This is a genomic window from Lysinibacillus sp. BPa_S21, from assembly GCF_023337795.1.
In the GTDB taxonomy this organism is placed as follows: domain Bacteria; phylum Bacillota; class Bacilli; order Bacillales_A; family Planococcaceae; genus Lysinibacillus.
Map to the genome: position 1 here is coordinate 78,476 of NZ_JALIRS010000013.1, position 24,584 is coordinate 103,059.

General features: G+C 35.5%; 27 protein-coding genes, 1 pseudogene and 1 riboswitch. Of the genes and pseudogenes, 20 read left to right on the forward strand and 8 right to left on the reverse strand.

Translation table 11 applies throughout. The features are described from left to right. The first annotated feature begins 86 nt into the window (after positions 1 to 86). The 6 genes from MOK21_RS20120 to MOK21_RS20145 all read left to right on the forward strand — a co-directional run bounded on the left by MOK21_RS20120 (position 87) and on the right by MOK21_RS20145 (position 7,408). Positions 87 to 803 (forward strand): response regulator transcription factor, encoded by a 717-nt coding sequence (locus tag MOK21_RS20120; RefSeq protein ID WP_049668637.1) that lies wholly within the window; start codon positions 87 to 89, stop codon positions 801 to 803. Beyond that, on the forward strand, positions 796 to 2,571 hold the full coding sequence (locus tag MOK21_RS20125) for an ATP-binding protein (RefSeq protein ID WP_249075733.1): 1,776 nt from the start codon (positions 796 to 798) through the stop codon (positions 2,569 to 2,571). The genes MOK21_RS20120 and MOK21_RS20125 overlap by 8 nt, the downstream gene beginning before the upstream one ends. A gap of 72 nt (positions 2,572 to 2,643) precedes the next feature. After that, positions 2,644 to 3,177 (forward strand): RNA polymerase sigma factor SigX, encoded by a 534-nt coding sequence (gene sigX / locus MOK21_RS20130; protein WP_249075734.1) that lies wholly within the window; start codon positions 2,644 to 2,646, stop codon positions 3,175 to 3,177. Beyond that, positions 3,174 to 4,430 (forward strand): RNA polymerase subunit sigma, encoded by a 1,257-nt coding sequence (locus MOK21_RS20135; protein ID WP_249075735.1) that lies wholly within the window; start codon positions 3,174 to 3,176, stop codon positions 4,428 to 4,430. Before sigX ends, MOK21_RS20135 begins: the two co-directional genes overlap by 4 nt. A gap of 245 nt (positions 4,431 to 4,675) precedes the next feature. Next, positions 4,676 to 4,873: riboswitch (FMN riboswitch) on the forward strand. A gap of 221 nt (positions 4,874 to 5,094) precedes the next feature. After that, the gene (locus MOK21_RS20140; RefSeq protein WP_249075736.1) at positions 5,095 to 5,682 is read left to right on the forward strand and encodes an ECF transporter S component; all 588 of its coding nucleotides are present in this window, start codon (positions 5,095 to 5,097) and stop codon (positions 5,680 to 5,682) included. Between the two features lie 379 nt (positions 5,683 to 6,061). After that, entirely contained in the window at positions 6,062 to 7,408 is a 1,347-nt protein-coding gene (locus MOK21_RS20145; RefSeq protein ID WP_249075737.1) for a sodium-dependent transporter, read from the forward strand. A 65-nt stretch (positions 7,409 to 7,473) separates the two neighbouring features. Here MOK21_RS20145 and MOK21_RS20150 read toward each other — a convergent pair whose 3' ends face one another. From MOK21_RS20150 to MOK21_RS20165, 4 genes are read right to left on the reverse strand one after another with little or no spacing between them, the layout of a single operon-like run. Continuing rightward, positions 7,474 to 7,860, reverse strand: coding sequence for an STAS domain-containing protein (locus tag MOK21_RS20150; protein ID WP_249075738.1), 387 nt, complete (start codon positions 7,858 to 7,860; stop codon positions 7,474 to 7,476). Positions 7,861 to 7,917: 57 nt separating this feature from the next. Next, positions 7,918 to 9,612, reverse strand: coding sequence for a methyl-accepting chemotaxis protein (locus MOK21_RS20155; RefSeq protein WP_249075739.1), 1,695 nt, complete (start codon positions 9,610 to 9,612; stop codon positions 7,918 to 7,920). A 23-nt stretch (positions 9,613 to 9,635) separates the two neighbouring features. Further along, positions 9,636 to 10,055, reverse strand: a complete 420-nt coding sequence (locus MOK21_RS20160) for an ATP-binding protein (RefSeq protein ID WP_249075740.1) — start codon at positions 10,053 to 10,055, stop codon at positions 9,636 to 9,638. Between the two features lie 6 nt (positions 10,056 to 10,061). Then, entirely contained in the window at positions 10,062 to 11,192 is a 1,131-nt protein-coding gene (locus tag MOK21_RS20165; RefSeq protein ID WP_249075741.1) for a SpoIIE family protein phosphatase, read from the reverse strand. A gap of 449 nt (positions 11,193 to 11,641) precedes the next feature. On the opposite strand from MOK21_RS20165, the gene glnA reads away from it, so the two are divergent. Continuing rightward, positions 11,642 to 12,976, forward strand: coding sequence for a type I glutamate--ammonia ligase (gene glnA / locus MOK21_RS20170; protein WP_249075742.1), 1,335 nt, complete (start codon positions 11,642 to 11,644; stop codon positions 12,974 to 12,976). Positions 12,977 to 13,117: 141 nt separating this feature from the next. Here glnA and MOK21_RS20175 read toward each other — a convergent pair whose 3' ends face one another. Together MOK21_RS20175 and MOK21_RS20180 are read right to left on the reverse strand one after the other, a co-directional pair. Next, positions 13,118 to 14,239 (reverse strand): hypothetical protein, encoded by a 1,122-nt coding sequence (locus MOK21_RS20175; RefSeq protein WP_249075743.1) that lies wholly within the window; start codon positions 14,237 to 14,239, stop codon positions 13,118 to 13,120. A gap of 47 nt (positions 14,240 to 14,286) precedes the next feature. Beyond that, positions 14,287 to 15,105: an MBL fold metallo-hydrolase gene (locus tag MOK21_RS20180; RefSeq protein ID WP_249075744.1), complete on the reverse strand. Its 819-nt coding sequence runs from the start codon at positions 15,103 to 15,105 to the stop codon at positions 14,287 to 14,289. Positions 15,106 to 15,276: 171 nt separating this feature from the next. On the opposite strand from MOK21_RS20180, the gene MOK21_RS20185 reads away from it, so the two are divergent. Both MOK21_RS20185 and MOK21_RS20190 read left to right on the forward strand, forming a co-directional pair. Beyond that, positions 15,277 to 15,453, forward strand: a complete 177-nt coding sequence (locus MOK21_RS20185) for a sporulation protein Cse60 (protein ID WP_249075745.1) — start codon at positions 15,277 to 15,279, stop codon at positions 15,451 to 15,453. A 22-nt stretch (positions 15,454 to 15,475) separates the two neighbouring features. Further along, positions 15,476 to 15,685, forward strand: coding sequence for a hypothetical protein (locus tag MOK21_RS20190; protein ID WP_249075746.1), 210 nt, complete (start codon positions 15,476 to 15,478; stop codon positions 15,683 to 15,685). A 108-nt stretch (positions 15,686 to 15,793) separates the two neighbouring features. Here the strand turns inward: MOK21_RS20190 and MOK21_RS20195 are convergent, their stop codons facing one another. Next, on the reverse strand, positions 15,794 to 16,123 hold the full coding sequence (locus tag MOK21_RS20195; RefSeq protein ID WP_374110267.1) for an NUDIX hydrolase: 330 nt from the start codon (positions 16,121 to 16,123) through the stop codon (positions 15,794 to 15,796). Positions 16,124 to 16,579: 456 nt separating this feature from the next. Here MOK21_RS20195 and MOK21_RS20200 point away from each other — a divergent pair, with 456 nt between their 5' ends. Beyond that, entirely contained in the window at positions 16,580 to 17,443 is an 864-nt protein-coding gene (locus MOK21_RS20200; protein WP_249075748.1) for an AraC family transcriptional regulator, read from the forward strand. A 36-nt stretch (positions 17,444 to 17,479) separates the two neighbouring features. Here the strand turns inward: MOK21_RS20200 and MOK21_RS20205 are convergent, their stop codons facing one another. Further along, positions 17,480 to 18,007 carry a GNAT family N-acetyltransferase gene (locus MOK21_RS20205; RefSeq protein ID WP_249075749.1) on the reverse strand — a complete coding sequence of 176 codons (528 nt, stop codon included), beginning with the start codon at positions 18,005 to 18,007 and terminating at the stop codon, positions 17,480 to 17,482. 173 nt (positions 18,008 to 18,180) lie between these two features. Here MOK21_RS20205 and MOK21_RS20210 point away from each other — a divergent pair, with 173 nt between their 5' ends. The 10 genes and pseudogenes from MOK21_RS20210 (at position 18,181) to MOK21_RS20250 (ending at position 24,365) form a co-directional block, all read left to right on the forward strand. Continuing rightward, positions 18,181 to 18,951, forward strand: coding sequence for a GNAT family N-acetyltransferase (locus MOK21_RS20210; RefSeq protein ID WP_249075750.1), 771 nt, complete (start codon positions 18,181 to 18,183; stop codon positions 18,949 to 18,951). A 130-nt stretch (positions 18,952 to 19,081) separates the two neighbouring features. Continuing rightward, positions 19,082 to 19,282 (forward strand): hypothetical protein, encoded by a 201-nt coding sequence (locus MOK21_RS20215; protein WP_249075751.1) that lies wholly within the window; start codon positions 19,082 to 19,084, stop codon positions 19,280 to 19,282. Between the two features lie 85 nt (positions 19,283 to 19,367). After that, positions 19,368 to 19,640, forward strand: a complete 273-nt coding sequence (locus tag MOK21_RS20220; RefSeq protein WP_249075752.1) for an HAD family hydrolase — start codon at positions 19,368 to 19,370, stop codon at positions 19,638 to 19,640. Positions 19,641 to 19,727: 87 nt separating this feature from the next. Beyond that, on the forward strand, positions 19,728 to 20,279 hold the full coding sequence (locus MOK21_RS20225) for a GNAT family N-acetyltransferase (RefSeq protein ID WP_308221945.1): 552 nt from the start codon (positions 19,728 to 19,730) through the stop codon (positions 20,277 to 20,279). A 291-nt stretch (positions 20,280 to 20,570) separates the two neighbouring features. After that, positions 20,571 to 20,810: pseudogene (locus MOK21_RS24030) on the forward strand (YxiJ family protein); the annotation flags it as partial. 126 nt (positions 20,811 to 20,936) lie between these two features. After that, the gene (locus MOK21_RS20230; protein WP_249075754.1) at positions 20,937 to 21,209 is read left to right on the forward strand and encodes a hypothetical protein; all 273 of its coding nucleotides are present in this window, start codon (positions 20,937 to 20,939) and stop codon (positions 21,207 to 21,209) included. 199 nt (positions 21,210 to 21,408) lie between these two features. After that, positions 21,409 to 21,843: a hypothetical protein gene (locus tag MOK21_RS20235; protein ID WP_249075755.1), complete on the forward strand. Its 435-nt coding sequence runs from the start codon at positions 21,409 to 21,411 to the stop codon at positions 21,841 to 21,843. Between the two features lie 748 nt (positions 21,844 to 22,591). Next, the gene (locus MOK21_RS20240; RefSeq protein WP_249075756.1) at positions 22,592 to 22,768 is read left to right on the forward strand and encodes a hypothetical protein; all 177 of its coding nucleotides are present in this window, start codon (positions 22,592 to 22,594) and stop codon (positions 22,766 to 22,768) included. A 124-nt stretch (positions 22,769 to 22,892) separates the two neighbouring features. After that, complete coding sequence (locus MOK21_RS20245; RefSeq protein WP_249075757.1) at positions 22,893 to 23,375, forward strand: DUF6843 domain-containing protein; 483 nt, start codon at positions 22,893 to 22,895, stop codon at positions 23,373 to 23,375. 156 nt (positions 23,376 to 23,531) lie between these two features. Then, the gene (locus MOK21_RS20250) at positions 23,532 to 24,365 is read left to right on the forward strand and encodes a DUF4037 domain-containing protein (RefSeq protein ID WP_249075758.1); all 834 of its coding nucleotides are present in this window, start codon (positions 23,532 to 23,534) and stop codon (positions 24,363 to 24,365) included. Positions 24,366 to 24,584 lie beyond the last annotated feature (219 nt).

Here is a 24,584-nt window from a genome sequence, read left to right on the forward strand (position 1 = left end):
GCAAGAAGGCTTTCTTTTCTTTTCAATATGTGCTGTACAATGTACAATAGAAAGTAGAGAAAGATTAGAAGAGAGGGATCGTGAAAGTGTCAGAAAATATTTCAGTATTAGTAGTAGATGACGAGGATCGTATTCGACGCTTATTAAAAATGTATTTAGAGCGTGAAGGGTACCTTGTTGACGAGGCAGAAAATGGTGAACAAGCGATCGAAAAATCTTTGGAAAAAGAGTATCACTGTATTTTATTAGATATTATGATGCCTGAAAAAGACGGGCTTGAAGTTTGTGCGGAAATCCGTGAACGAGCAGCAACACCGATTATTTTATTAACTGCAAAAGGCGAGGAAGCGAATCGTGTACAAGGTTTTGAGCTTGGCGCAGATGATTATATTGTAAAACCGTTTAGTCCTCGTGAGGTTGTGTTACGTGTGAAAGCTATATTACGCCGTTCACAAGCATTCTCACCTTCGACAAATGCATCTTCTTCAAAAGATTTAGTTGTCTTCCAACATTTAATGATTGATCATGATGCGCACCGTGTAACAGCAGAGGGTATTGAAGTGAATTTAACGCCTAAAGAGTATGAATTGCTTTATTTCCTAGCTAAATCACCAGATAAAGTATTTGACCGTGAACAATTACTAAAAGAAGTTTGGCATTATGATTTCTTTGGGGACTTACGTACAGTTGACACGCATGTAAAACGTTTACGTGAAAAGCTCAACCGTGTATCTGAAAACGCTGCAAAAATGATTGTTACTGTATGGGGCGTTGGTTACAAATTTGAGGTTGTCAATGAATAGAATATGGAACAGTGTTGTCGGGAAGCTATGGGTAACCATATTGCTTCTCGTTTCATTTGTATTGTTTGTTTTCACGGTTTTAATGCTTGAGTTTCTTCAGAATTACCATATGCAACAAGCAGAAAGCTCTTTGCGTCAAACGGCAGCAACAGTTGCAAGTATAGTAGATGATAATGAAACGGCAGAATCTACTTCGGAACTATTAAAAGATATTTTACCTGAAAGTACAAATGCACTTATTGCTACTTACCAAGATAGCGTTTCTTTCGCTATGCAGGAAGGTGTCAATAAAAAAGAAATCCAGGATATGATTTTAGCCAATAAATCGTTCAAAGAAGTTTTTCAATCAGATAAACCGATTATTAAGGAAATGATGATGCCGTCTTCCACAGACAAAGAAAAATTGGAATCGTATGTTGTGCTTGGTTTCCCCTTAAATGTGGAAAATGCAGTGCATGGGGCTGTCTTTATTTATCAAAGTCCAGATGCGCTACATAAAACATCGAAAGAGACGACGAAAATTGTCTTTTTATCTGCATTCATTGCCTTTGTCTTGACGACATTTTTTGCATTTTTCCTATCCTCACGTATTACGTCACCATTACGTAAAATGCGTGAATTGGCGTTTGAAATTTCGAAAGGGAATTTTGAAGCGAAGATGCCAACGACACAAAATGACGAAATTGGCCAGCTTGCAGTTGCCTTTAATCAAATGGGCCGTCAATTGAAACATAATCTAGAAGTGATCAATCAAGAAAATGAACAGCTTTCGAATATATTGACATCGATGACAGATGCCGTGATTACGTTTAATCGTGATCGTACAATATTATTAAGTAATCCGCCAGCGGACCGTTTAATGCAAAAGTGGTTTGTCAATAAGGGGTCACAAAGTGCGAAGCCCATTCCGCCAGAGCTTTATCATATGCTCGATCATGTACTGATGTTCGAAGATAAGCTTGAAGAAGAGATTGAAATGGATGGCAGTTACTATACGTTTACGATTAGCCCTCTTTACAGTGAGGAATCGATACGTGGAGCGGTTGCGGTTATTCGTGATATGACGGAGCAGCATCGCTTAGAAAAATTGCGTTCAGACTTTATTGCTAATGTTTCACATGAGCTACGGACGCCGATTTCGATGCTTCAAGGTTATTCAGAGGCTTTAATGGATGATGATTTTATTCAGGATCAAGAAGAACGTAATGAGATTACAAAAATTATTTATGATGAATCAAAGCGTATGGGACGTCTCGTAACAGATTTATTAGACCTTGCCCGAATGGAATCGGGGCATATGACGCTTTACAAGGATGAGCTCCCTATTAATTCAACATTCGAACGTATTACGCAAAAATTTGCACAGGTTGCAAAAGAGAAGCATGTTCGTCTAATATTTGACAGTGAATTTAATGACGATGCTTGGATTAGTATCGATGAGGATCGGATTGAACAAGTGTTAACAAATTTAGTTGATAATGCTCTACGTCATACGGATGAAGGTTCAGTCACCGTGAAGGTTGAGCAGGAGCCAACCTTTGCCAAGATTTCTGTCCAGGATACAGGGCACGGTATTCCACAAGAGGACTTACCCTATGTCTTTGAACGTTTCTATAAAGCAGATAAAGCACGTACGCGTTCTAAAGGTGGGACTGGCCTAGGTTTAGCTATTGCGAGAAATATTGTCAAAGCACATTCAGGCAATATTATGGTGGATAGTGTGCTAAAAGAAGGGACTACCTTCACGTTTTATTTACCATTCGATTAGAATGGTGTTTATTGGATGTAACTTTTGTGAACATTTAGACGACAAATATAAATAGAACGGGGGTGGAGTGCTTTGAATGACTCCGTGTTCCATCGTTTATACGATGCATATCATCAAGACGTGTTCCAGTTTCTTATTTATTTAGTAAAAAACCGTACAGTTGCTGAAGATTTGGCGCATGAGGTTTATGTCCGCGTATTGCGCTCATATGATCAATTCGCCGGAAATAGTAGCGAAAAGACTTGGCTTTTTGCTATTGCTAAAAATGTCGCGATTGATCATTTTAGAAAGCAGACTGTACGCCAAAAACATTCACTTGATTTTTTTGATTGGGAAACGGAACAACTACATTCAACCACACCATCACCGGAAGATGTGCTGCAGGCCAGTGATGAATTTATGAAAGTGCAATTAGCACTTGAACATTGTACGGGTGATCAAAAAATGGTCATTATTATGCGCTACTTTCAAGATTTATCCATTGCAGAAACTGCGCAAATACTAGATTGGACAGAAGCGAAGGTAAAAACCACTCAGCATCGTGCCATTAAATTTTTAAGGCAACAGCTACAACAGATTAGAGAACAGGAGGCGAAATGGCAATGACACATAATCCATTTGATGATGACCAACTGGATCATCTATTAAATAATGCCCCTAAGCTTTCTGATCACCGCTCTAAAGAGGAAGTGTTAAATCGATTATTGGCAGATGCTCGTTTACAGGATAATGTCCATCTTCAAGAAGCACAACAACCAACAAATGATGAAATACTAATGCAAGAGCAACAACAGCCAGAGAAAACAAAGAAGGTAGTTCGTAAATGGCCAATCTTTATGGGTGTAGCAGCTGTTTTCGCCTTAACAGTACTTACAGGCTCCGAGTTAAATAATCATACAAAAATGAAACAAGCTAATGCTCCGGAAGTTTCTCCATATTCAACAGTGCAGGAAAGTCAGGCAGCGAAAAGCTATGTCAACCATGATCGGATTGTGGAATCCAACATAGTAGCAGAACATTCAAAGATCATGTCTCTACGATCTTCTGTTTATACAGATGATTTAAAAGATGCAGTAGTATTCCATATAGGGTTGGCAAATCGTGAAAAGGAAAGTGTACCGATGTCGTATATCATTCCAAAGGAACGAGTGGCTACTGATTTTGGGAAGAAAAAGCCTTCCACATTACAAATGTATGAAAAATATGCGCCACAAATTGATGAGGAAGCAAATGGTTTTACGAACTATCATCCTTATAAAGGAGAATTAAAAGAGAAGGGCGATAAACTAGTGCATGTAATGCCGGAGAAGAATGACTATGATGTCGCTTCGGCGGATAATAGCGAATATGTAGGGACGTTACAGGATACATTCTCAGACTCAGAGTATAAAAATATTGAGTTTGAAAAACCAAAGGATAAAGCCGACGAAATTTCCAAGGAAGAAAAGCCTATGGTATTAACTAGCTCCAATCATTTTAATTATTATTTATATAAAGGTGAAAATGGAGAAGAATATTTATCTCCTGATTCTCGTAAAACTTTTTCCACTGTAACAGAAGCACTTACTGGTATGCGGAATAAAAATGATGATGTATACGTTCCAGTTGTACCGGAAAATATAACATACACTGTCAAAGAGGTGGCGGAAGGTGTCATTGTTACATTTGATGAGCCGCTTGACTTAACGACGATGGATGCTGTTCGTGCGACGCAATTAATTGAAGCAATGATGCTCACCGCTGCAAGCTTTGATAAACAAATACGTTTAGACAATGTTGTACAGGAAAGCTGGGAAGGATTTAATTTGAAAAAATTCTTGCCGAAGCCTGTGGGAGCCAATAAACGATATATGCCATAAACGAAACGAACGGAACATAAATACATTTTTTTGGAGCATTCTCGCCGCATATGTGCGTGAATGCTCTTGTTAATTTCATGGACAGTAAACCGGCTATTAGGAGCATCGATAAACATACAAGTTTAATCGGAAGCGGCTTTGTTTTTTGCACAAAACCGAACTAGGGCACAAACATAATTGATGCAAAGCTATTTACTTTTCGCTAATAATTCATTATAGTAAGGCTATGAAATAAAAAAATATTGATTCATCTTCGGGGCAGGGTGAAAATCCCGACCGGCGGTAATAGAGTTGTAAATCGCTAATATTTCTTTTACGATACATTAGCTCGAATGATTTACTAAAGACTCTTCAGCCCGCGACCTGTGCAAATAGTTTTTTGCATGGCTGACTTGGTGCGATTCCAAGGCCGACAGTTATAGTCTGGATGGGAGAAGATGGAGGTACGATCGTCATTCATTGTTATGAATTTAGCTATGTACGAGCGTTTTTTCGATGTGACTTCACACCGTATCTGCTCAAAAATAGTTAAGTATTGGCGTTTTTTAATCATGCCTATTCTCCCTTATGCTCTTTTGCATAAGGGTTTTTTCATGATAATAAGTGATGAGGTCGTAACCTTTCTTCTTGCGAGATTGAATCAGCAAAGAGGAGAGAGTTTTCTATGAAGAAAAATGTTAAACTTCAATCGTTTATTACGATTGGTATGCTGAGCAGTATTTCGTTTTTATTAATGCTTTTTAATTTCCCAATTCCGCCATTTCCAGCGTTTTTGGAAGTGGACTTCAGTGATATGCCAGCATTACTAGCTGCCATCACAATGGGACCTGTAGCTGGTATTTTAGTAGAGTTCTTTAAAAATGTGTTGGACTGGATTTTCTCTGGAACGCCAACGGGAGTACCGGTTGGGCATATCGCGAACTTTGCAACAGGTATTTTATTTATTCTACCAGTGAGCTTTGTTTTTAATCGCGTGAAAACAGTTAAAGGTCTTATTGGAGGTTTAGCTGCTGGAACTATCATCATGGCAGTGGGAATGAGCGTCCTTAACTATGCAGTATTTTTACCAATGTACACTTACTTTTTAGGTATGGAGCCTGTCGTAGGTGATTCACTATATAAAATGATCGTAGCTGGTATCTTGCCATTTAACATTGTAAAAGGTATTTTAATTACTATTCTCATGGCATTACTATTCACAACAATGCGTAAATGGATACATCAGCAGCGTTCAATGTATTTAACAAAATAATTAGGATGAAACCTCGAGCTACGTTAAGCGCTCGAGGTTTTTTTGATGGAAAGAAAGGTCGGAGTGATGGAAGAGTCAAAGCGACGGATGAAAGAGTCAAAGTGACGGATAGAGAGCGGAGCGACGGAAAGAAGGGCCAGAGCGACGGAAAGAAGAGCCAGAACGACGGATGGAAGAGCTGAAGCGACGGATGAGAGAGTCGAAGCGACGGATAGAGAGCGGAGCGACGGAAAGAAGGGCTGAAGTGACGGAAAGAAGAGCCGGAACGACGGATGGAAGAGTCAAAGCGACGGAAAGAATGGAAAGAATTAATCTAGTCGAGTTTAGTATTTTCATGTAGAATAAGAAAGAGTTTAGAGTGTTAGAGGAGTTTGAAGAGATGAGCGAAAAAAAGAGTCAGTGGTCTAGTAAACTAGGCTTTATTTTAGCATCGGCTGGAGCTGCAATCGGACTAGGGGCAATTTGGAAGCTTCCGTATGTTACTGGGCAAAGTGGAGGGGGAGCGTTTTTCCTTATTTTTGTTCTATTTACACTGCTGATTGGATTACCGATGCTATTATCAGAATATGTTTTAGGTCGTGGTACACAGTCTGAGGCTGTGACGGCCTATAAAAAAGTGGCACCAACGAAAACCGGGTGGGCCTGGGTTGGTCGTTTAGGTGTGCTCGGCTGTTTTTTATTATTAACTTTTTACAGTGTTGTAGGAGGTTGGATTTTTATATATAGTGGCCTTGGTGTGACTGGGGCTGTGATTGATCCTGCCAATGATCCGAGTGAGCTATTTGGAAAGATTGTAGGAACGCCTTGGATTACATTACTTGGTTTAGGACTGTTTACGTTGGTTAATGTATTAGTTATTTCACTGGGTGTACAAAATGGCATTGAGAAGGCCAATAAGTGGATGATGCCTTTATTATTCATTATGTTTATTGTCCTTGTTGTGCGAGCTTTAACGTTAGATGGAGCAATGGAAGGGGTTAAATTCTTCCTGTGGCCTGACTTTTCCGATATTACTGGAAAAGCTATATTAGAGGCGTTAGGACAGTCTTTCTTTGGCTTAGCGGTAGGGTTTTCTTGTCTTGTGACGTATAGCTCCTATTTAAAGAAAGATGTGAGTTTACCTAATTCGGCAGGCTCTGTTGTTCTACTTACTGTGCTTGTATCGTTTTTAGCAGGATTAGCAATTTTCCCTGTTGTATTTGCCTTTGATTTAGAACCAGCATCTGGACCGGGCTTATTATTTATGGTTCTGCCAACGGCGTTTAGTCAAATGCCATTTGGTGAAATATTCTTAGCGATGTTTTTATTATTATTTTTATTCGCAACGTTAACGTCTTCCTTCAGTTTATATGAAATTATCGTAGCGGCATTTATGGAGAAGGGGCGTATGTCTCGTTCTGCAATGACTATGCTTCTAGGTGTAGTAGTCTTTATGGCGGCGATTCCTGCAGCGCTTTCATCAAGTACATTAGCGGATGTATCGATATTTGGGAAAACGATTTTTGATGCAACAGACTTTCTAGTGTCGAATTTAATGCTTCCATTAGGGAACTTATTGATTGCGATCTTTATTGCGTATGTAGTCGATAAAGAATTTGTGAAGCAGGAATTATTAATAGGGAGTAAAATGGGACATGGGTTCTATTCAACCTATCGTCTACTAATGTTAATAGTTGTACCTCTTGTCATTATCGTTGTTTTCGTCAATATGCTTTTACAATATTAAAGAGAGTAGGTTGCGTTCCGTTTAAGGAATGCAACCTTATTTTAATGATGGGGGCAGCAATAGAGTTAATATTCGCTAAGTGAAAGCTCGCCTAGCCAGCCTTCTTTAATGATCTGTCTCGCTTGCTCTTCGCTTTTAGTAATAGGGAACACTTTATCGACTTGTGAAATAGCAAACAAGCTGTGAATGAAATCATCTATGACAATAATAGCGATTTTCTTTTCTTTTACAGATACTTTCTTTGCGAAATTGACAATCATGCCAAAGCCGGTACTATCAATATTTGTAACCTTCTGCATATCGATAATGTATCCATGCTTAGTTTCCAAGCTTAACGATTGAAGTTCAATTTTTATCTCTTCGATCATCCCATATTCTAAATCGCCAGTAAACGCAATTAAAATATAATCAGCCTTTGTGTCAATATCCATCGCAATTTTTTTCTGATTCATACTATAGCGCCTCCATTTTCTTTTTCGTGTTAGGGAACTCTTCTAGTTTATTAGAAGTTAAAACTTGAATTTATTGACTTCATTTTGTAATTTATCAGCAATAGATGCTAATTCATCTGAACTTTGTGTAATTTCTGCAATGGTTGCATATTGTTCTTCCGATGTTGCGGCGATTTCCTCCGTTGCTGCAGCGGAGTCTTCAATGATGCGGGAAATATCTTGAATCGCTTTTTGAACCCCTAAGGAGTTATTGTTTACAAGGGTAAATGCCGTCTTCATTTGCTCAACGCCTTTTTCAGTTTCTTCGACCTTTTCAACAATTTCCTTTAATGCGGTGCCTCCTTTATTGATAATTGTTACTTGCTCCTCTACTGCTAGTAGATTACTTTCCATCGTGCGAACTGTCACAGAGGTTTCGGCCTGAATATCTTTAATAAGATTTGTAATTTGCCCTGATGCTAAACTTGATTGTTCGGCTAACTGGCGTACCTCCGATGCAACAACGGCAAACCCTTTTCCTTGCTCGCCTGCTCGTGCTGCTTCGATGGCTGCGTTGAGGGCAAGTAGATTTGTTTGCTCTGCAATACCGGTAATAACGGTAATAATGCCACCAATTTCTTCGGAGCGTTTACCAAGTTTTTGGATAGAATCTGTTGCGTAAGACACTGTTTGTGTGACGTCGCTTAAATGCTTAATCGCCTCATTGATCGCCTCTTCACCTTGACGTGCGAAATGGGTCGATTGTATAGCGCTATTTAACGTGTTTTCGGCCTTTTGTAAACTGCTCGATACTTCTTCAATTGTTTTTTGCATCATTGATACTATTTGCTCAGCTTGCTCAGATTGAGTCGTAGTGCCAACTGCAATTTCATTCATCGTCAGTGCGATTTGGTTAGAGGCCTCGCTTGTTTGGTGTGATGATTCTGCTAATGAGTGCGATGAGTTAGCTATTTGATTGGCGCTGCCAGCTACGATTGTTACCGTCTCTGTTAAACGATTTTTCATATCACTAAAGGCATTTGCTAACACAGCAATCTCATCTTTACCTTTAGGGTTTAATAACTTAACATTTAAATTTAAAGCTGATAACTCTTTGGCATTTGTACTTAAAATATTAATAGGGTTAATGATTTGTCGCTGTAAAAACCAACTAATCCCGACAATCATTAATATGGCAATTCCTAAGGAAATCGCTACATTTTCCAGTGCAGACTTTGTAGCAATACTTATATAAGGAGCGGTTGGAACGGCTGTCGCCCATACACCAATAACATCTCCTTGGCTATTTAAAATTGGGTCATAGGCTCCTTGGTGCATACTACCTAAGACATTTGCTGATCCGATATAGCGTTTTTTTTCTCCCAACACAACAGTCGCAACGTCATTAGAAACCTTTGTATTTAATGCACGTTCGCCATTTTCGACTATATTTGTACTAATGCGAGTATCATTTTGGAAGATTGATACAGCGTTTCCGTTTGTTAGCTCCCCAACTTTATCAGCTATCTCAAAATTGTCTACCATTTTGACGTCGCCTTTATACAATTGATTGTCTTTAATAGACCATTCTCCTGGGAATGTAGCATCTAAATATTCATAGCCCAATTGAATATCTGATAAAAGTTTTGTATTTGCACTTTCTAACAGATTTTTTTTGGCAACATAAAAATTTATTCCTGCTAAAAGTGTAGTAAGTAGCAAAATACACCCGAATATTAACAAACTCATTTTCTTTCGGATTGACAGCTTCATGAAAACTCCTCCAATTTTACGTTTTATACACGAATCTTTTTTGAAACTCCAACTAAAAATTTTGTGTCAGATATATTTTCAAACCAAATATGGTCAACCATATTTTTTACAAAAAATAAACCTCGCCCACGATCTGAATAATCCAGTTCGTTTAAATCAAATTGTAGAACCTTATCCCAATCATTTTCTGCGATTCCTTTCGCTTCATCAGTAACTGTAATTTTAATTTCTTTATTAGAGTGGGATACGTGTACTTGAATTGCTTTTTTGCAGTATGGCCCAATCTTTTCAACAGCTGCCACAGCATTTATCACTAATTCATGTACGACAAATCGTAATTCTCTTTTAAAAGGTAGATTATATACATCTGTATAATTCTCCATAACTTGATCTACGTAAGCTATTGCTTGTGTATCAGGATTTACATTGAGTATGAATTCCATCATCAATCACCGACCCTGTAATGTAATTGTTATTGAAACTACTGTAATATCATCGCTGTAATCATTATCGAATAAATCATATTTTTGAGAAAATTTCCGCAAGGCGTAGCCATTATCTTGTGAAGCATAAGAATGGAAAAAGTCCAAATCGACAACATGTTGCTCATTGATTGTCAATAATCCATCTGTATAAAGTATTATGCGATGCCATCCGGATAAAGGGATCGTTTTTTTATTGATTTGAATGGTTGGGAATAGCCCTAAGATAGGTGTATTTGCTGGAAGGAACACCGTCTCGCCGTATTTTCCAAATAAGAACCCAGATGGATGAGCCGCATTAACATAGTTTACAGTTCCGTTTTTCGTATCAATAAGTATGTAGATGGCTGTCATTAAAAACCTGTCTATATCTTCATCAGAAAATAACTCGTAAATTTGGCGGTTAAGTTCTCGGATGACTAATACTGGATCAATTAATTTCGTAATGATTCCTTTTAACAAAGATCTAATGGACATTGTAACGAGCGATGCGGCAATACCATGTCCCATTGCGTCATAAAGAAGAATAGCGGTTAAATGTTCATTAATCTTAAACCAGCAGTACATGTCACCTCCTAATGTGTTGGATGTAACATAGAGTCCATCAATCTGAATATACTCAAGATTCAATGAAGGAGATAATGCATTTTTTTGAAACTTCTTTGCGACAATTAAATCTTTTTGAATACTACTTTCTTGCTGTTTTCGCAGCTTGGTTTCTTTTTGATATTTAAGGGCCACTTGAATCCGAGTTTTAAACTGAGTAAAATCAAATGGTTTTAAAATAAAATCGAAAATCCCAGCTTCAAAAACCCTATCAATTGTCATACTTTTTTCGTAAGTAGTAGAAAGAAGGATAGGGGCGTCAAGCCAATTCTTTAGTTCGTCAATTTGTTGACAAATGTTCTCGCAATTTTTAAGCGTCATTTTTGCATCAAGAATAATTAATTCCAGCTCTTCTTTCAAAGAATCTGATAAATAATTCATTGCTACGTCAGTTGTTGTGAAGCAATGAATATTTTTGATGTCGATACGATGAAAATATTTTTGCAGACGCAATACATCATTACTTACGCTGCCAATAATTAATACTGACATACCTTCTCCCATTCACCGCCTTATGTATCTTTAACAAAGATAAAGCCACTGGACACAATTACGCAGAGGCGAAATCGATATAATAATTCCCGCCTATTATTATATACGCCTAATTTACTTATCTAATGAATAATTCAGAAATTCTAATTTGCTATAAATTTACCAATAATTATGACATTATACAAGACTATTGTGATATAAAATGTGGAAAAAAGTTCTTGCTTCTTGTAATAAAGTCGAAAAAGTTTTAATGAAATCACATTTTAGTAAGTCTAAAGGCCTTAAAGAAAGATAGATGACTCTATTCATCTGAAAAAAAGATTAATATATTCGGAAAAGCGCATGTTATAAAACCTTACATAGATATTGTGTTTTTTATCGTTGTGATGTATTTTAAAAACAGTTACAAAGGAATTGTGTTAATTAAAATTACGTGGGAGTGGTGAAAAATGAAACATTATACAAAAGAAGATATTAAACGTTGTATGAAGGAAGAAAATGTGAAATTTATTCGCCTGCAATTTACGGATATATTAGGAACAATAAAAAATGTTGAAGTACCTGTTAGCCAATTGGAAAAAGCATTGGACAATAAAATTATGTTTGATGGTTCATCAATTGAAGGTTTTGTCCGCATTGAAGAATCAGATATGTATTTGAGCCCTGACCGTGATACATTCGTTATTTTTCCTTGGACTGCTGAAAAGGGCAAGGTGGCTCGTTTCATCTGTGACATCGTTAGACCTGATGGTACTCCATTTGAAGGGGACCCCCGCACCAATTTGAAGAGAGTTTTAAAGGAGATGGAGGAATTAGGGTTTAGCTCATTTAATTTAGGGCCAGAGCCAGAGTTTTTCTTATTGAAGTTAGATGACAAAGGGCATCCAACACTGGAGTTAAATGATAGTGGTGGTTACTTCGACTTAGCCCCAACAGACTTAGGAGAGAACTGTCGACGTGATATCGTATTAGAGCTAGAAGAAATGGGCTTTGAAATTGAGGCATCTCATCATGAGGTTGCACCTGGTCAACATGAAATCGACTTTAAATATGCAAATGCTATTGAAGCATGTGATAATATTCAAACGTTTAAGCTCGTTGTAAAAACGATCGCTGCCCAGCATGGACTGCACGCAACCTTTATGCCAAAGCCACTATTTGGTGTTAACGGTTCTGGCATGCATTTTAACTTATCATTATTTGAAGGGGATAACAATTCATTCTATGATGAAAAGGCAGAATTGCAATTAAGCCAAACGGCGCGTAGCTTTATGGCAGGGATATTAAAGCATGTACACGGCTTTACAGCTGTAACGAACCCGCTTGTTAATTCCTATAAACGATTAGTGCCTGGCTATGAGGCTCCTTGCTATGTGGCATGGTCTGCACAAAATCGTTCACCGCTTATTCGAATTCCAGCTGCCCGAGGACTATCCACACGTATCGAGCTTCGTTCTGTCGATCCAGCAGCAAATCCTTATTTAGCAATGGCCGTAATTTTAGCATCTGGGCTTGATGGCATTCGAAAAGATCTCACACTGCCGAATGCTGTAGATCGAAATATTTATAAAATGTCACGAGCAGAACGTGAAATAAATGGGATCGATAGTCTGCCATCGTCATTGGAATTTGCACTCCTTGAACTAGAAATGGATCATGTTGTACGAGATGCACTTGGAGACCATATCTTTGAAAAATTCACGGCTGCTAAAGAAATAGAATGGCATAAATATCGGACACGTGTCCATAACTGGGAGCGGGAAGAATATTTAAGAATGTATTAGAAAGGAGTGTTGGGGCTTTGGAGCTCCAACACTTTTTTTTATCAGTCCATAGATAGAGAGCTTGTTCCATCGTCTTAACAGCTATAAAATGTTACAAAAGGAAGGCCATCCCAATCATGTCTTGATAGGGATCGCCATTTTTTAGTTAGGTAGTTCACTTTGGATCATTAATGTGCTTTTGCGTTTTTTATCTGAAAAATCCTGGTTAATAATATAGACATTATTGTCAGCAGAAAGTTTATAAAAGTTAGGCGTGTTTAATGCCTCATTCAATTCCCCATCTTCAACTAATAAATTATTATTCACTTTAAATGTTCTCATCCCTTCATCGTTATAAGAAAAAAACACCTGATTGTTAAAATCTGTATAATAGGAATTTACAGTTAACACATCCGAAACAACTTCTTGGGTACGTTTAGTAGAAAGATTATAAAAAAGAAGCTTTTGGTCATTAATTGAAGATTCACTAGGGTTATCAAAGGTTAGATAAATAAATTGTTGTTCATTTAGCAAACTTGCCCAACCAATGAATTCATAGTCAGTTTTAATTTCTTCTATTTTTTTGCTTTCTACATCATATAAATACAAATAACCAACATTATTTTTTTTATCTGTGAATAATATTTTTCCATCCTTTGAAGATAGATGCATATTCATAAATGTATACGTGTTTAAATCAAAGATACTTTCGGTTTCATTAGTTTTTAGATTCTTTAGCAGTACTTCGGCTTTTTCATTTTTTCTATCCGATTTAATCCAAGCTGCATAGTCCCCAATTAGGACAGGGAAATCATTAAAGACATTTTCTTCATTTTCTTTTGTTAATGGTTGAATTTCTTTCGTCTTTAAATTCATAAAATAAGGGTTCAACTGCCATCCACTTTCATCGGCATCTACCCATACTAACCAATGATCATTTAATTCTACACCTTGAACTGATGGCATTTTGAATTTACTGTTAAATATGGATGTGTATTTTTGGGTTTTTCGATCGTATTGAATAATTTTATTATCAAGACTTGAAGGACTCTCTTGATCTACACTCATATAAATATAGTCAGCATTACCTCTAAATGAGGTGATACTTGTAAAAGGTACGTCATCTGTTTTATTGAAATCTTTATCGATTATTTGGTAATAATCTGAATCTTTAGGTTTAGCTTTATAACTATTAATATATACATTATTATAGACGGCTTTACAAACAATGAATACGAATATAGCTGCACATGACAGTATGATTGTTCTCTTTATTATTTTCAATATGAATCTCCCCATTTAGACTAAGGTTATAACTTTTGTAACATCTACTAAAGCTCAATCATTTGCCCCGTTTTAAAAGATTGTAATTTTTCTTTTAAAACGGTTTTGAGAATGTTAAATCCTTTTGCTCCAGTACAATGGCAAGAATAAATACAATCTATTTTCATTTCATTTAAAGTATTGCCAATGGAGATCACTTCTTCTTTTGGTTTTCCTAAAGTGTTAACTATGGGTAGACCAATTAAATGAAATCCCCCAATAATTGCGTTGATTTTCTTATTTGGAAATTTTTTAGTTATAGCTTTAGTTATATTTACAATTCCGTGATGACTACAACCGCTAAATAATACTAACTCATTGTCGTTTTCGATCACTAACACGATTTCGTGATTAAAATCGTCTAATTCCTTCTTATCCCCTTTATAAAGATTGTTCGTATATTCATTCGTAGGCTCTAAATGAATAATATGAATGCCCTTTGTAAGTTCTATATCATCGTAAAATAACTTCAAACGATTATCGAAGTTTTTTATTGTATCCTTTGCCCCTACATAATGATAATAAGGTCCAATTTTTATCCAATGTGATTCTAAGGCATTCGAAGACAAATAGATGGGAGCATGTTTATTTACTTCATCCAAATAACTTAATCCTCCAATATGATCAGAATGCCCATGTGAAATAATTACTGCATTCGCTTTGTTTAAATCGATACCTAAAGCTTGTGCATTTTTGATATAGGAGTGATCCGGGCCCAAATCAAAAATGATGTTCATTTGTTCGGTTTCTATATACAAGGATAAACCATGCTTGGCTGTCAATTTTTTATCTGATTTCGAATTTTCGAGGATAGCAGTAATTTTCAAAAAAACCCCTACTTTCTAATGAATGCTAGATATTCTACAATGGACAATATTCAGTGCTTATATTTTACCATATAAATGGTTATTTGCCTGTTTTTATCAATTTACTAAAAATAATTTGTTGTGACAAATACTTCCTTTTGCACTATGATTAGAAGAAAAGGGTGAAAATGTATGGTGCAAGCGACTCAAGTAGTAACGATACAAAATAATGATATTGTGCAATTTGAACATGATATTAATAACGCTCTATTAGATTTAAGCGATTATTTAATTGTTGATATTAAATATAATACGTTATATATAGGAGAGCATACAGTTATACATTCAGCTTTAATTATTTATAAATAATTGACTCTAAGGGGGACATACCTTGTCAAAAATATATTGGGTATCCATTGCTAAAAGAACAGATGAACCTGAAGTGAAGCAGAATATCATTGAAAGAATATTTGCGAGGAAATCAGAATTAAAGGATTTTCTAGAAAGAGAAGGCTACTGTAAGGCAGCGAAAAATCAATATATTAAAATTGATGATGAATTGATTTATGAAGCGGCCGTTGAAAAAGTCAAAATGAAATAATTCATCGTAAGAGTTTACCCGCGGGTGGTAGGGAAATACCCGCGGTTGTGGATATGTGTGAGGGGGACTTCAAATAGGATGCTCTTATCCTATGTCATGATGGTTCTATTATTGAAAAAATGATAATAGGAATGGTCTATCTTCAGGAAAGGTTAACGTTAAATTTAGTAATTCATCTTTTGATTTCCAGGCAATTTCATAAATCAATTCATCAGGGTCATGGATTATCATTTGTCCACCTTTCATAATTGTTTCAAAATAACGAACTTCTACTAAATCATTATTTTTATGTAATACTTCTTTGACGATGTCTACTACATATCCTGTTTCCTCATACACTTCGCGGATACAACATGTCTCATAATTCTCAGTAGCTTTTTTTCCTCCCGACGGTACTGACCATGTTTTTACTTCCTCTTTCGTACCTTGCAAAACCATTAATAATTGATTGTCCTCATTGAAACAAATTCCTGCAGCCCCTTGCCATTTACCCAATATCAATATCTCCAATCTAATTGTGTTATTTAATAATAATTTTAACCTATAGTATCTAAAAGTTGAGATGACATTTGTTTAAATGTTTTCTATGTAAATAGGTTAATTGGAGTGGAGACTAGGCGACTCTTGGGGATCAGCGTCAGAGGAACGAAGGCTAAAACCATCATATCCTGTGATAACGCCTTCGTGACCAACATCGTGTTGCCCCGACGCCCCCAGGAAGCTCTGCTCTGTAGCGAAAGCGAAGCGACAGCAATAAAGCGCCTAGTCGGAACGGAAATTAACCCCACACGATGGTAAAAATATAGCTTTCATTTTTACCAGTCCAACGTTAGCATAAAAAGACAGGAATAACTAATTTTGATGGTTTATGCTATAAGCAAGGAGTGAGGGCACTTGAGTTGGATTGAGTCGATTCAAAAAGCAATAATTTATATCGAGGAGCATTTATTAGATGACATCACAATGGAGCAAATCGCACGAGAGGTAAATTCTTCGGTCTTTCATTTTCAACGGACATTCTCGATTTTAACGGATATGTCTATTGCTGATTATATAAGACGTAGAAGGCTAACATTAGCAGCGCAGGAGTTAATAAACACAGAGCAAAAAGTAATCGATCTCGCCTACAAATACGGCTACGACTCTCCTGAAGCCTTCACCAAGGCATTTCGGAAGCAGCATAACGTAACGCCTAGTGAAGCAAGAAAGAAGCAAGGACAACTACAATCATACAATCGCCTGGTCATCCAGGTAAGACTGAAGGGAGCAGAACCAATGAAGTATAAAATCGTAGAAAAAGAAAAGTTTCAAGTGGTAGGGGTAAAAAGAACATACAATTGTCAAAATGGTGAGAATCTGCAAGGCATTCCTCAATTTTGGAATGAGATGAATTCGAAAAACTTCGATCATCAACTTATCCAATTAAATAACGGAAGTATCAAAGGAGTGCTCGGTGTTTGTGTACCGAATACAGACCAAGGACAAAGTGGTTTCATTGATTACTGGATTGCAACGGATCATGTAGGGGATGTGGAAGAAAATCTATGGGCGCTGGAGGTACCTGCATCAAAGTGGGTAGTGTTTGAAGTGCATGGCCCTATGCCAGATGCGATGCAAAATACTTGGAAACAAATATACTCAGAATGGTTCCCATCCAATCCATATGAACCTAATGGAACGGCTGAGCTAGAAGTATACTCTGACGAAGATCCATTTAGTCCTGACCTTTACTCTGAAATTTGGATTCCGATTAAGTAACAGCAATGAAAGTAGCCAAGAATGTTCATTCTTGGCTTATTTTTTTAGTAAAGTATAAATATTTAGGTCATTAAAAGATTCTTTGGATTCATCATATTCCTGAAAAGTTCCTTTAAAAGTAAAATTCAATTTCTCTACAACTTTTATAGAATTTACATTACCAGGCTCAATTTTTGCTTCAATACTATTTAGGTTTAAAGTGGTGAAGGCATAATCAATTAAAGCCGAAATACCTTCTTGCGCATAGCCATTTCCCCAATAGGCCTTAGCAAGATCATAGCCAATCTCTGCTGAGGCGTTGTCTACGTCAAATGAATTAAATCCACAAGAGCCGATTATTTCGTTGGATTCCTTCTTGATCATTGTAAAGCGAATAGCCTTACGCTCCGCAGCTAATTGATCAAAAAGAGCAATCATTTCTTTCGCTTGTTCTTCATGCGTAAAATTAGTGATATTCATAAATTTTGTAACTTCTGGGTCCGACCAGATAGTAAATAGACTGTGTGCATCCGACATCTTCATTTTTCTTAAATATAATCTTTTTGTGTAAATTTGTTCAATCAATACTTATCCCTCCAAGGTTTTAATTAAGTTTGGATGAAAAATATTGCTATCTGCGCATAATTCAGTCCCTTCAAATTTTCTATAGCGATTATACAATATTTCAATATTAAACAATAGTTCTAGTAATTGCTAAAAACGTTATAATGTATACAAAAAGAATAGGAGAAATGAAAATGATCAAAGTAGCGGCCACGAATTATTCGATTATAAAAGAAACAATAGAAAGGGCGCCAACATTTGTCTACAGCATACTAGATCAGGTAATAGAAGGTACTATCTATGCCGACAATGAAAGCCTACAATCACTACTGTTTCAAACCAAATCAGGGATATACTATGTTTATGGCGATTCGCCCAGCGAACAAGTCGTAAGTAAACTTGCGGCTTTACGACAACAATCTATTGAAGAAAGGAAACGTTTCACATTATTTTCTTTTTCAGATGATTGGAACGCTAAAATTGAACAACAGTTAGATGGTCATGTAAAAAAACTAGAAAGATACACTTTTACTTTTGCTAAAAATGCTTATAACGATAGAGAAAGAAGAGAGTTACTTGACTACGAAATCACTAAAATCAAGCAACCTCAAATTGAGCATAGTTTAGAATTTGACAATCAATATTATGATGAATATTGGGATTCTACTAATAATTTCCTTGAAAATGGCTTTGGTTTTTGTTTGCAGCATGGAGATAAGATTATTAGCGAAGCGGTCTCTATTTTTAAATCGCATCAATTGGCAGAGGTGGATATAGTAACTGATCCTAGTTATAGAGGAAAAGGGTTAGCAAGCTTCATTGCCGAGACATTCATTGATTATTGCCTTTTTAATGATATTCAGCCTTGTTGGGATTGCGATATTCATAATCATGCATCCTATCAATTAGGCACAAAGCTAGGCTTTAGTAATCCTCAAAAATATGCAGTTTATACAAAATCTTAACGCTCAAAGCAGGTCCTTAAGATCAATGTAGAAGCATGTATATGTTGTAGGGTATTGAGAAAATTTCGCATGAAAGAAGGAGGTTGCATATGGACAAAGATAGCATTATTTTCGATTTGGATGGGACACTTTGTTATTCAAGAAAAACAGTAGCAGAGTCATGGGCGTAGGTAGTTCGGCGTCTCCTTTCGGTAAAGGCAAGATAATCGAAGAATTATCTAAAATGATGGGGTTACAAATTAAAGAAATAGCCGCTGTATTATTTGATGATCTTGATGAAGAAAAGCAGATGGAGCTTTATTTTAGCATCCTGCCAGCAAGAGAAAGTTGATTTATTACGTTATGTTGGTATTTTATATCCGCAGTTAGAAGAAACTTTGCTAAGCCTTTCGAAAAAAATTGTCAGAAGGGCTACATTGAAAACATTTTATGCTTATCATAAACTAGAAAAATACTTTCTCGACTTTGAAAATCCGGGGCGTACCGGTTTGTCAAAAGGTGAAAACATTCAATTAATTATGGAAAGAAATCACATAAAAAACGCTGTTTATGTGGGAGATACACAGGGAGATATGGTTTCGGCAAAGTTTGCAGGGATTCCTTTTATTTTTGCTTCCTATGGTTTCGGTAAGCCAGAGGAGTATGACTATATCATCGAAAAGCCAATAGATTTATTGAATCTATTTTAAACTAGGGCTGTTTTCGTATAGATTGTTGCTCTTCGACTAACGGTGCAGAATAGTTGAATAAGATAGATTGGAATAAAAGGGGTGTAGATTATGAAAATGTATGAAACACAAAGGTTAATATTAAGACAAATTGATGATAGTTGGGCAGAGGAAGTTCTTCAATACTACAATAGAAATCGCTTCTTTTTATCTGAATGGGAACCTCTACGCTCAGAGGAATTTTATACTCTTGATTTTCAGAAGAAGTTCCTTCAAGAAGATTTCAAGTCTAATGAAAACGGTACAATATTTAGGTTATGGATTACTAATAAACATGACGAACGAAAGATTATAGGGTGTATATCATTTAACTTGATTGTGCGTGGTGTTCTTCAATCTTGTATTTTGGGTTATAAATTAGACAAAGAGGAAATTAATAAAGGTCTAATAACGGAAGGAATGAAAAAAGCCATTTCCGTGGTTTTTGAAGAGTTAAAACTACATAGAATAGAAGCACCTATTATGCCCATTAACACTGCTTCTATAAAGGTTGTAAGCAAATTAGGATTTGAAAATGAGGGTCTTTCTAAAAAATTTATAAAGGTAAATGGAAGTTGGGAAGACCATACAAGGTGGGCATTAATTAATATCAACGGGTAATGGTAGTTCCTCAACTAAGGAGTGTATCAGTCTAAAAAGAACAGGACTTGTGTTTATGATAAACCTCATTGTTCTTTCATCTTCAACTAACGGCGCAGAATAGTTGAATAAGAAAATGTGATAAAATAGATAAATGACATACTTAAATGGGTGAAAATATGGACAGTATCTTAAAACAATTAATTGAAATTAAAAAAGAATTAGATAATCCATTTCCATACAGGGATACTTATAAAATACAAGAAGATTTTCGAGCAGAATTTTTAAAATTTATCAGATGACGAAAACTGTCTCACGGGTGATTTTAACACTTACTGTATGAATATAGCCGGAACTCTAAGTTATGTTTTAGCAGGCAAGACAAATAATATCCCCCAAGGTCAAATCGAGATGTTGCAGAAGTCTTTCTTTGATTTCTTTAAACAATATAAGTTTTTTGTAGACAAAATTGAAACCTATAACGAATTCTTTCGGGAATATAAAAACTTTGAACAAACAAGAAGATTGTTATTACATCTCCTGTCAAAATAAGTATTTCTTAATTTACTTGAAGATCATTGAGTTGCATAGGCAGCTCTTTTTCTTATTGAACTACGAAGCAGTATATTCTTGAAGAAATTAAGCTAAGTAAATTAAAAATAGAAAGGGATTTATTTAATGTTTGATTTCTTATCCGATTTATTATCAGGTATGATCTGTGTAAACACAGGTGCTTTGAATACAAAAAAAATTGACAATAATATTGAGCATTTAAAACAGCAAGAATGGTTTAAAGATATTTACGAAGATGAGAAATACCACAGATTATTTGTTACTAATAGACAAATTAGAGCTTATTTACAAAGCAGAACTCGTATTAAAAAAATTATTCGTAGTGAAGTAGCTAGAAGAAAGTTATTGCTTTTAATTGATAAACAAATAAAATCCTAATCAATACCTTGAAATCATAGTTCTTAACTAACGAGGGCTTTACTTGAAGATCATTGAGTTGCATAATGCAGCTCTTTTTTCTTTATTGAACTAACGGGTAGGATAGTGCAACAATTCGAATATTACTGCGTCTACAATATGAGGTGGTTATGTAAAAAAATGGTTAATCGGTTTTTGTGTAGTAATTGGATTATTCTTTTTGTTGGCAATTTGGGTGCTAAGTAGTCTACTTTATAATGAATATGAGGTACTTGAAGCAAACTGGGGAATTAAATTACCGCAAGCAACAGAAGTTAAAGATTTACTTACGACAGAAAACAGTTTTCACGGAGATGGTGAATGGTTTACATTGCTTGAATATTCAAAACCGATTGATTTAACAGAAAGTAACTTTGTAAAACTTTCATTAGAAGAAATAGCTAATGCAAATAACAAAATAGCCAATTTTCAACGAAGAACACTTGAAATTCGTCAAAATGATAAAACGGTAGTCGATGTTTTTAAGACCTATGATGTTAAGGCAGAAGTTAATGATTATTACTATTATGAAGAACAAAATAATGGCTTTGATACGATTGTTTTGTTATATAAAACACAAACACAACAGTTATATAAATATGAGTGGCATCAATAGGGTGAATAACTGAAGAGATTGCATCAAATAAGTAGTCGCTTCTTGTACTAACGGGGCAGGTTAAATACTTAAGATTATGGTAATCTTTTTGTTAAATAACAGAAAAAAGTGAGTGTTTTATTTGGACATAAGATATGATTCATCATACATCTATATCGAAAACATTGAAGATGAGGCTAAGATTCTCAATAAATTTTTGTAAAGATAAAGGAAATAAACTTGTTTTTTTAGAACTATATTATGAAGAAGATGTGGCCGCTTTATTTATTAATAACTATCGTTTTAAAATCTTGGATAATGCCGTCTGTATAAAGAACAGGAAAATAAAATATCAATATTACATAGTCCAGCTACAACTATGGATATTAGAAAAACATTAAAGGTATTTCCGTGGGATTTCTCAGCTATTGTATTACAAAAAAACACATCAATAAGAATTAAATACCATATAAGAGGTTATGAGTCTGACAATGGGTTTGGTATAAGAATTAAGGAGTTTAAAAACGGTTCTTTTATTAAAGAGATACTTCCGCTATTAACTCAGACCAAATAAAATATATAAAGTCAGGGGAAGGGCATAAGGGCATACCATAACATAAATTAACTTTTCCTTATTCAACTAACGTAGTGCTTTACTTGAAGATCATTGAGTTGCATAATGCAGCTCTTTTTTTCTTTGAACTAACGGGGCGGTTTAGTGTAAGAAGAGTTATGATTTTATGGTAAAGTTATAAATGGGGGATTGTTTATGAAAATTAATACATATCTTATTCAATTGGCAGTTACGATAATAGTTATATTTGGAGGGATTTTTACCCTTCGGTATCTTAGAACAGGTGAATTTTTATTAGACCAAATTATTGGTGCTTCGGTTGGTATTGTACTTCTTATTGCATCATTAATTTGGAGAAAAATAAACAAATAATTTTGTTAAACTAACGGGTGCTTTACTTGAAGATCATTGAGCTGTTTTAGACAGCTCTTTTTTCTTATTGTACTAACGGAGCAAATTAGTTGAAGTAATTATATAGTAGCCTGGGAGGAACAGGATGAAAAAAATCATTTCAGGAATGATAGTAGGAATTGCTATCGGATTCGGTCTGTATTGGATAATCACTCACAAGGTCTATGACGAAGCCTTCTATTTCCCAAAAGGTTACGAAGGTTGTGCCTATGTTGTATACAATATAGAAGGTACTCCTCAACTAGAAATTGAAGATAACACCATACAATACCATTTTGATGAAGATGGTTTAGTGCTTACTACTTCTCCTCAAGATTTTGGTTGGGAAGGGAAAGAAAATTCAGGGTTTCATGATGTCAAATACTTCTACGTAAACGAGAACGGCGAGAAAATAAATGAAATCCCTGAAAGTGAAATCGGATTTGTCTCTTTAGGTAGTTATAGTCAAAATGGAAGAATTCAAATTACTATGATGTCTATCCCAGTAGGTGATACAGCTAAGGCTTGTGACGAGAAGTACGAAGAATTAGAAGAGATATTGGATAAGAAACTAAAAACAGTTGAGTAAAAGGGTGGGGATTCAACTATAAGGGGCTTTACTTGAAGATCATTGAGTTGCATATCCAGCTCTTTTTTTCTTTATTGAACTAACGGCGCAGGTTAGTTGAAGAAAGGGATTGTTAGAATTTGTTATAAATACAAAAATAAATAGGGAGGTATAAATTTGAATTTAAAGTCATTGGCTTCAGAAATTTCTAAAATTTATATGCAAAATTCTAAGGTTGAGGCTGTACTGCTTGGGGGATCTATTTCACGTAATTGGCACGATGAATATTCTGATATAGAGTTATTTATATTTTGGAAAGATAGTCCAACGGAAGAGGATAGACAAGCTTCTATTAATACAGTTAATGGAAGTATAATTGATTTTCATCCTTATGAGGAAGAGGAATGGTCTGAAACATATATAACTCAAGGAGTTAAATTAGAAATAAGTAACTTTTTAACATCTACAATCCAAAAAATTATTAATGAAGTAACTTTGGCTTTTGATACTAATTTAGATAAACAATGTCTTGTAGCTTCAATTTACGATGGAATATCGCTTGGTGGCGAGAAAATTATTAGTCAACTAAAGGAAAAAGTAGCGGTTTATCCACGAGAATTGAGTGAGGCAATGATAAGAAATCATTTCAATTTGGGTAACCGGTGGAATAATCGTGAGGCACTGCTTGCACGGGAAGATTGGCTAATGCTCTATAAGGTAATTGTTTCAGTACAGACAAATATAATGGGAATTCTTTTTGGAATAAATCGATTATATGTTCATCATCCAGCTTTCAAATGGCAAAAACATTCTTTAGAGAATATGGAAGTTTCCCCCAAAAATTTATCGAACCGACTTACGTCTATTTTATTGGGACACCCTAAAAATAGTGTAAGAGAATTAGAAGTAATTACACAGGAAATTTATCAATTAATACAAAGTGAGTACCCAACTATTGATTTATCTAATGTTATTGATAAATCACTATTCTTAAGGCCAAAAAATAACTGAATAGAAAGGTCTTTGTTCAACTAACGGGGGCTTTACTTGAAGAGAATTGAGCTGCTTAGACAGCTCTTTTTTCTTATTGAGCTAACGAAGCAGTTTAGTTGAACAAGCAATGTCAATTTAATTTTAATGAAGCTGGGAATATTACACCTAAAATACATTGAGGTGTTAGAAAATGACCAGATCTATTTCACTATTGTTGATTTCATTTTGTTTGTTTTT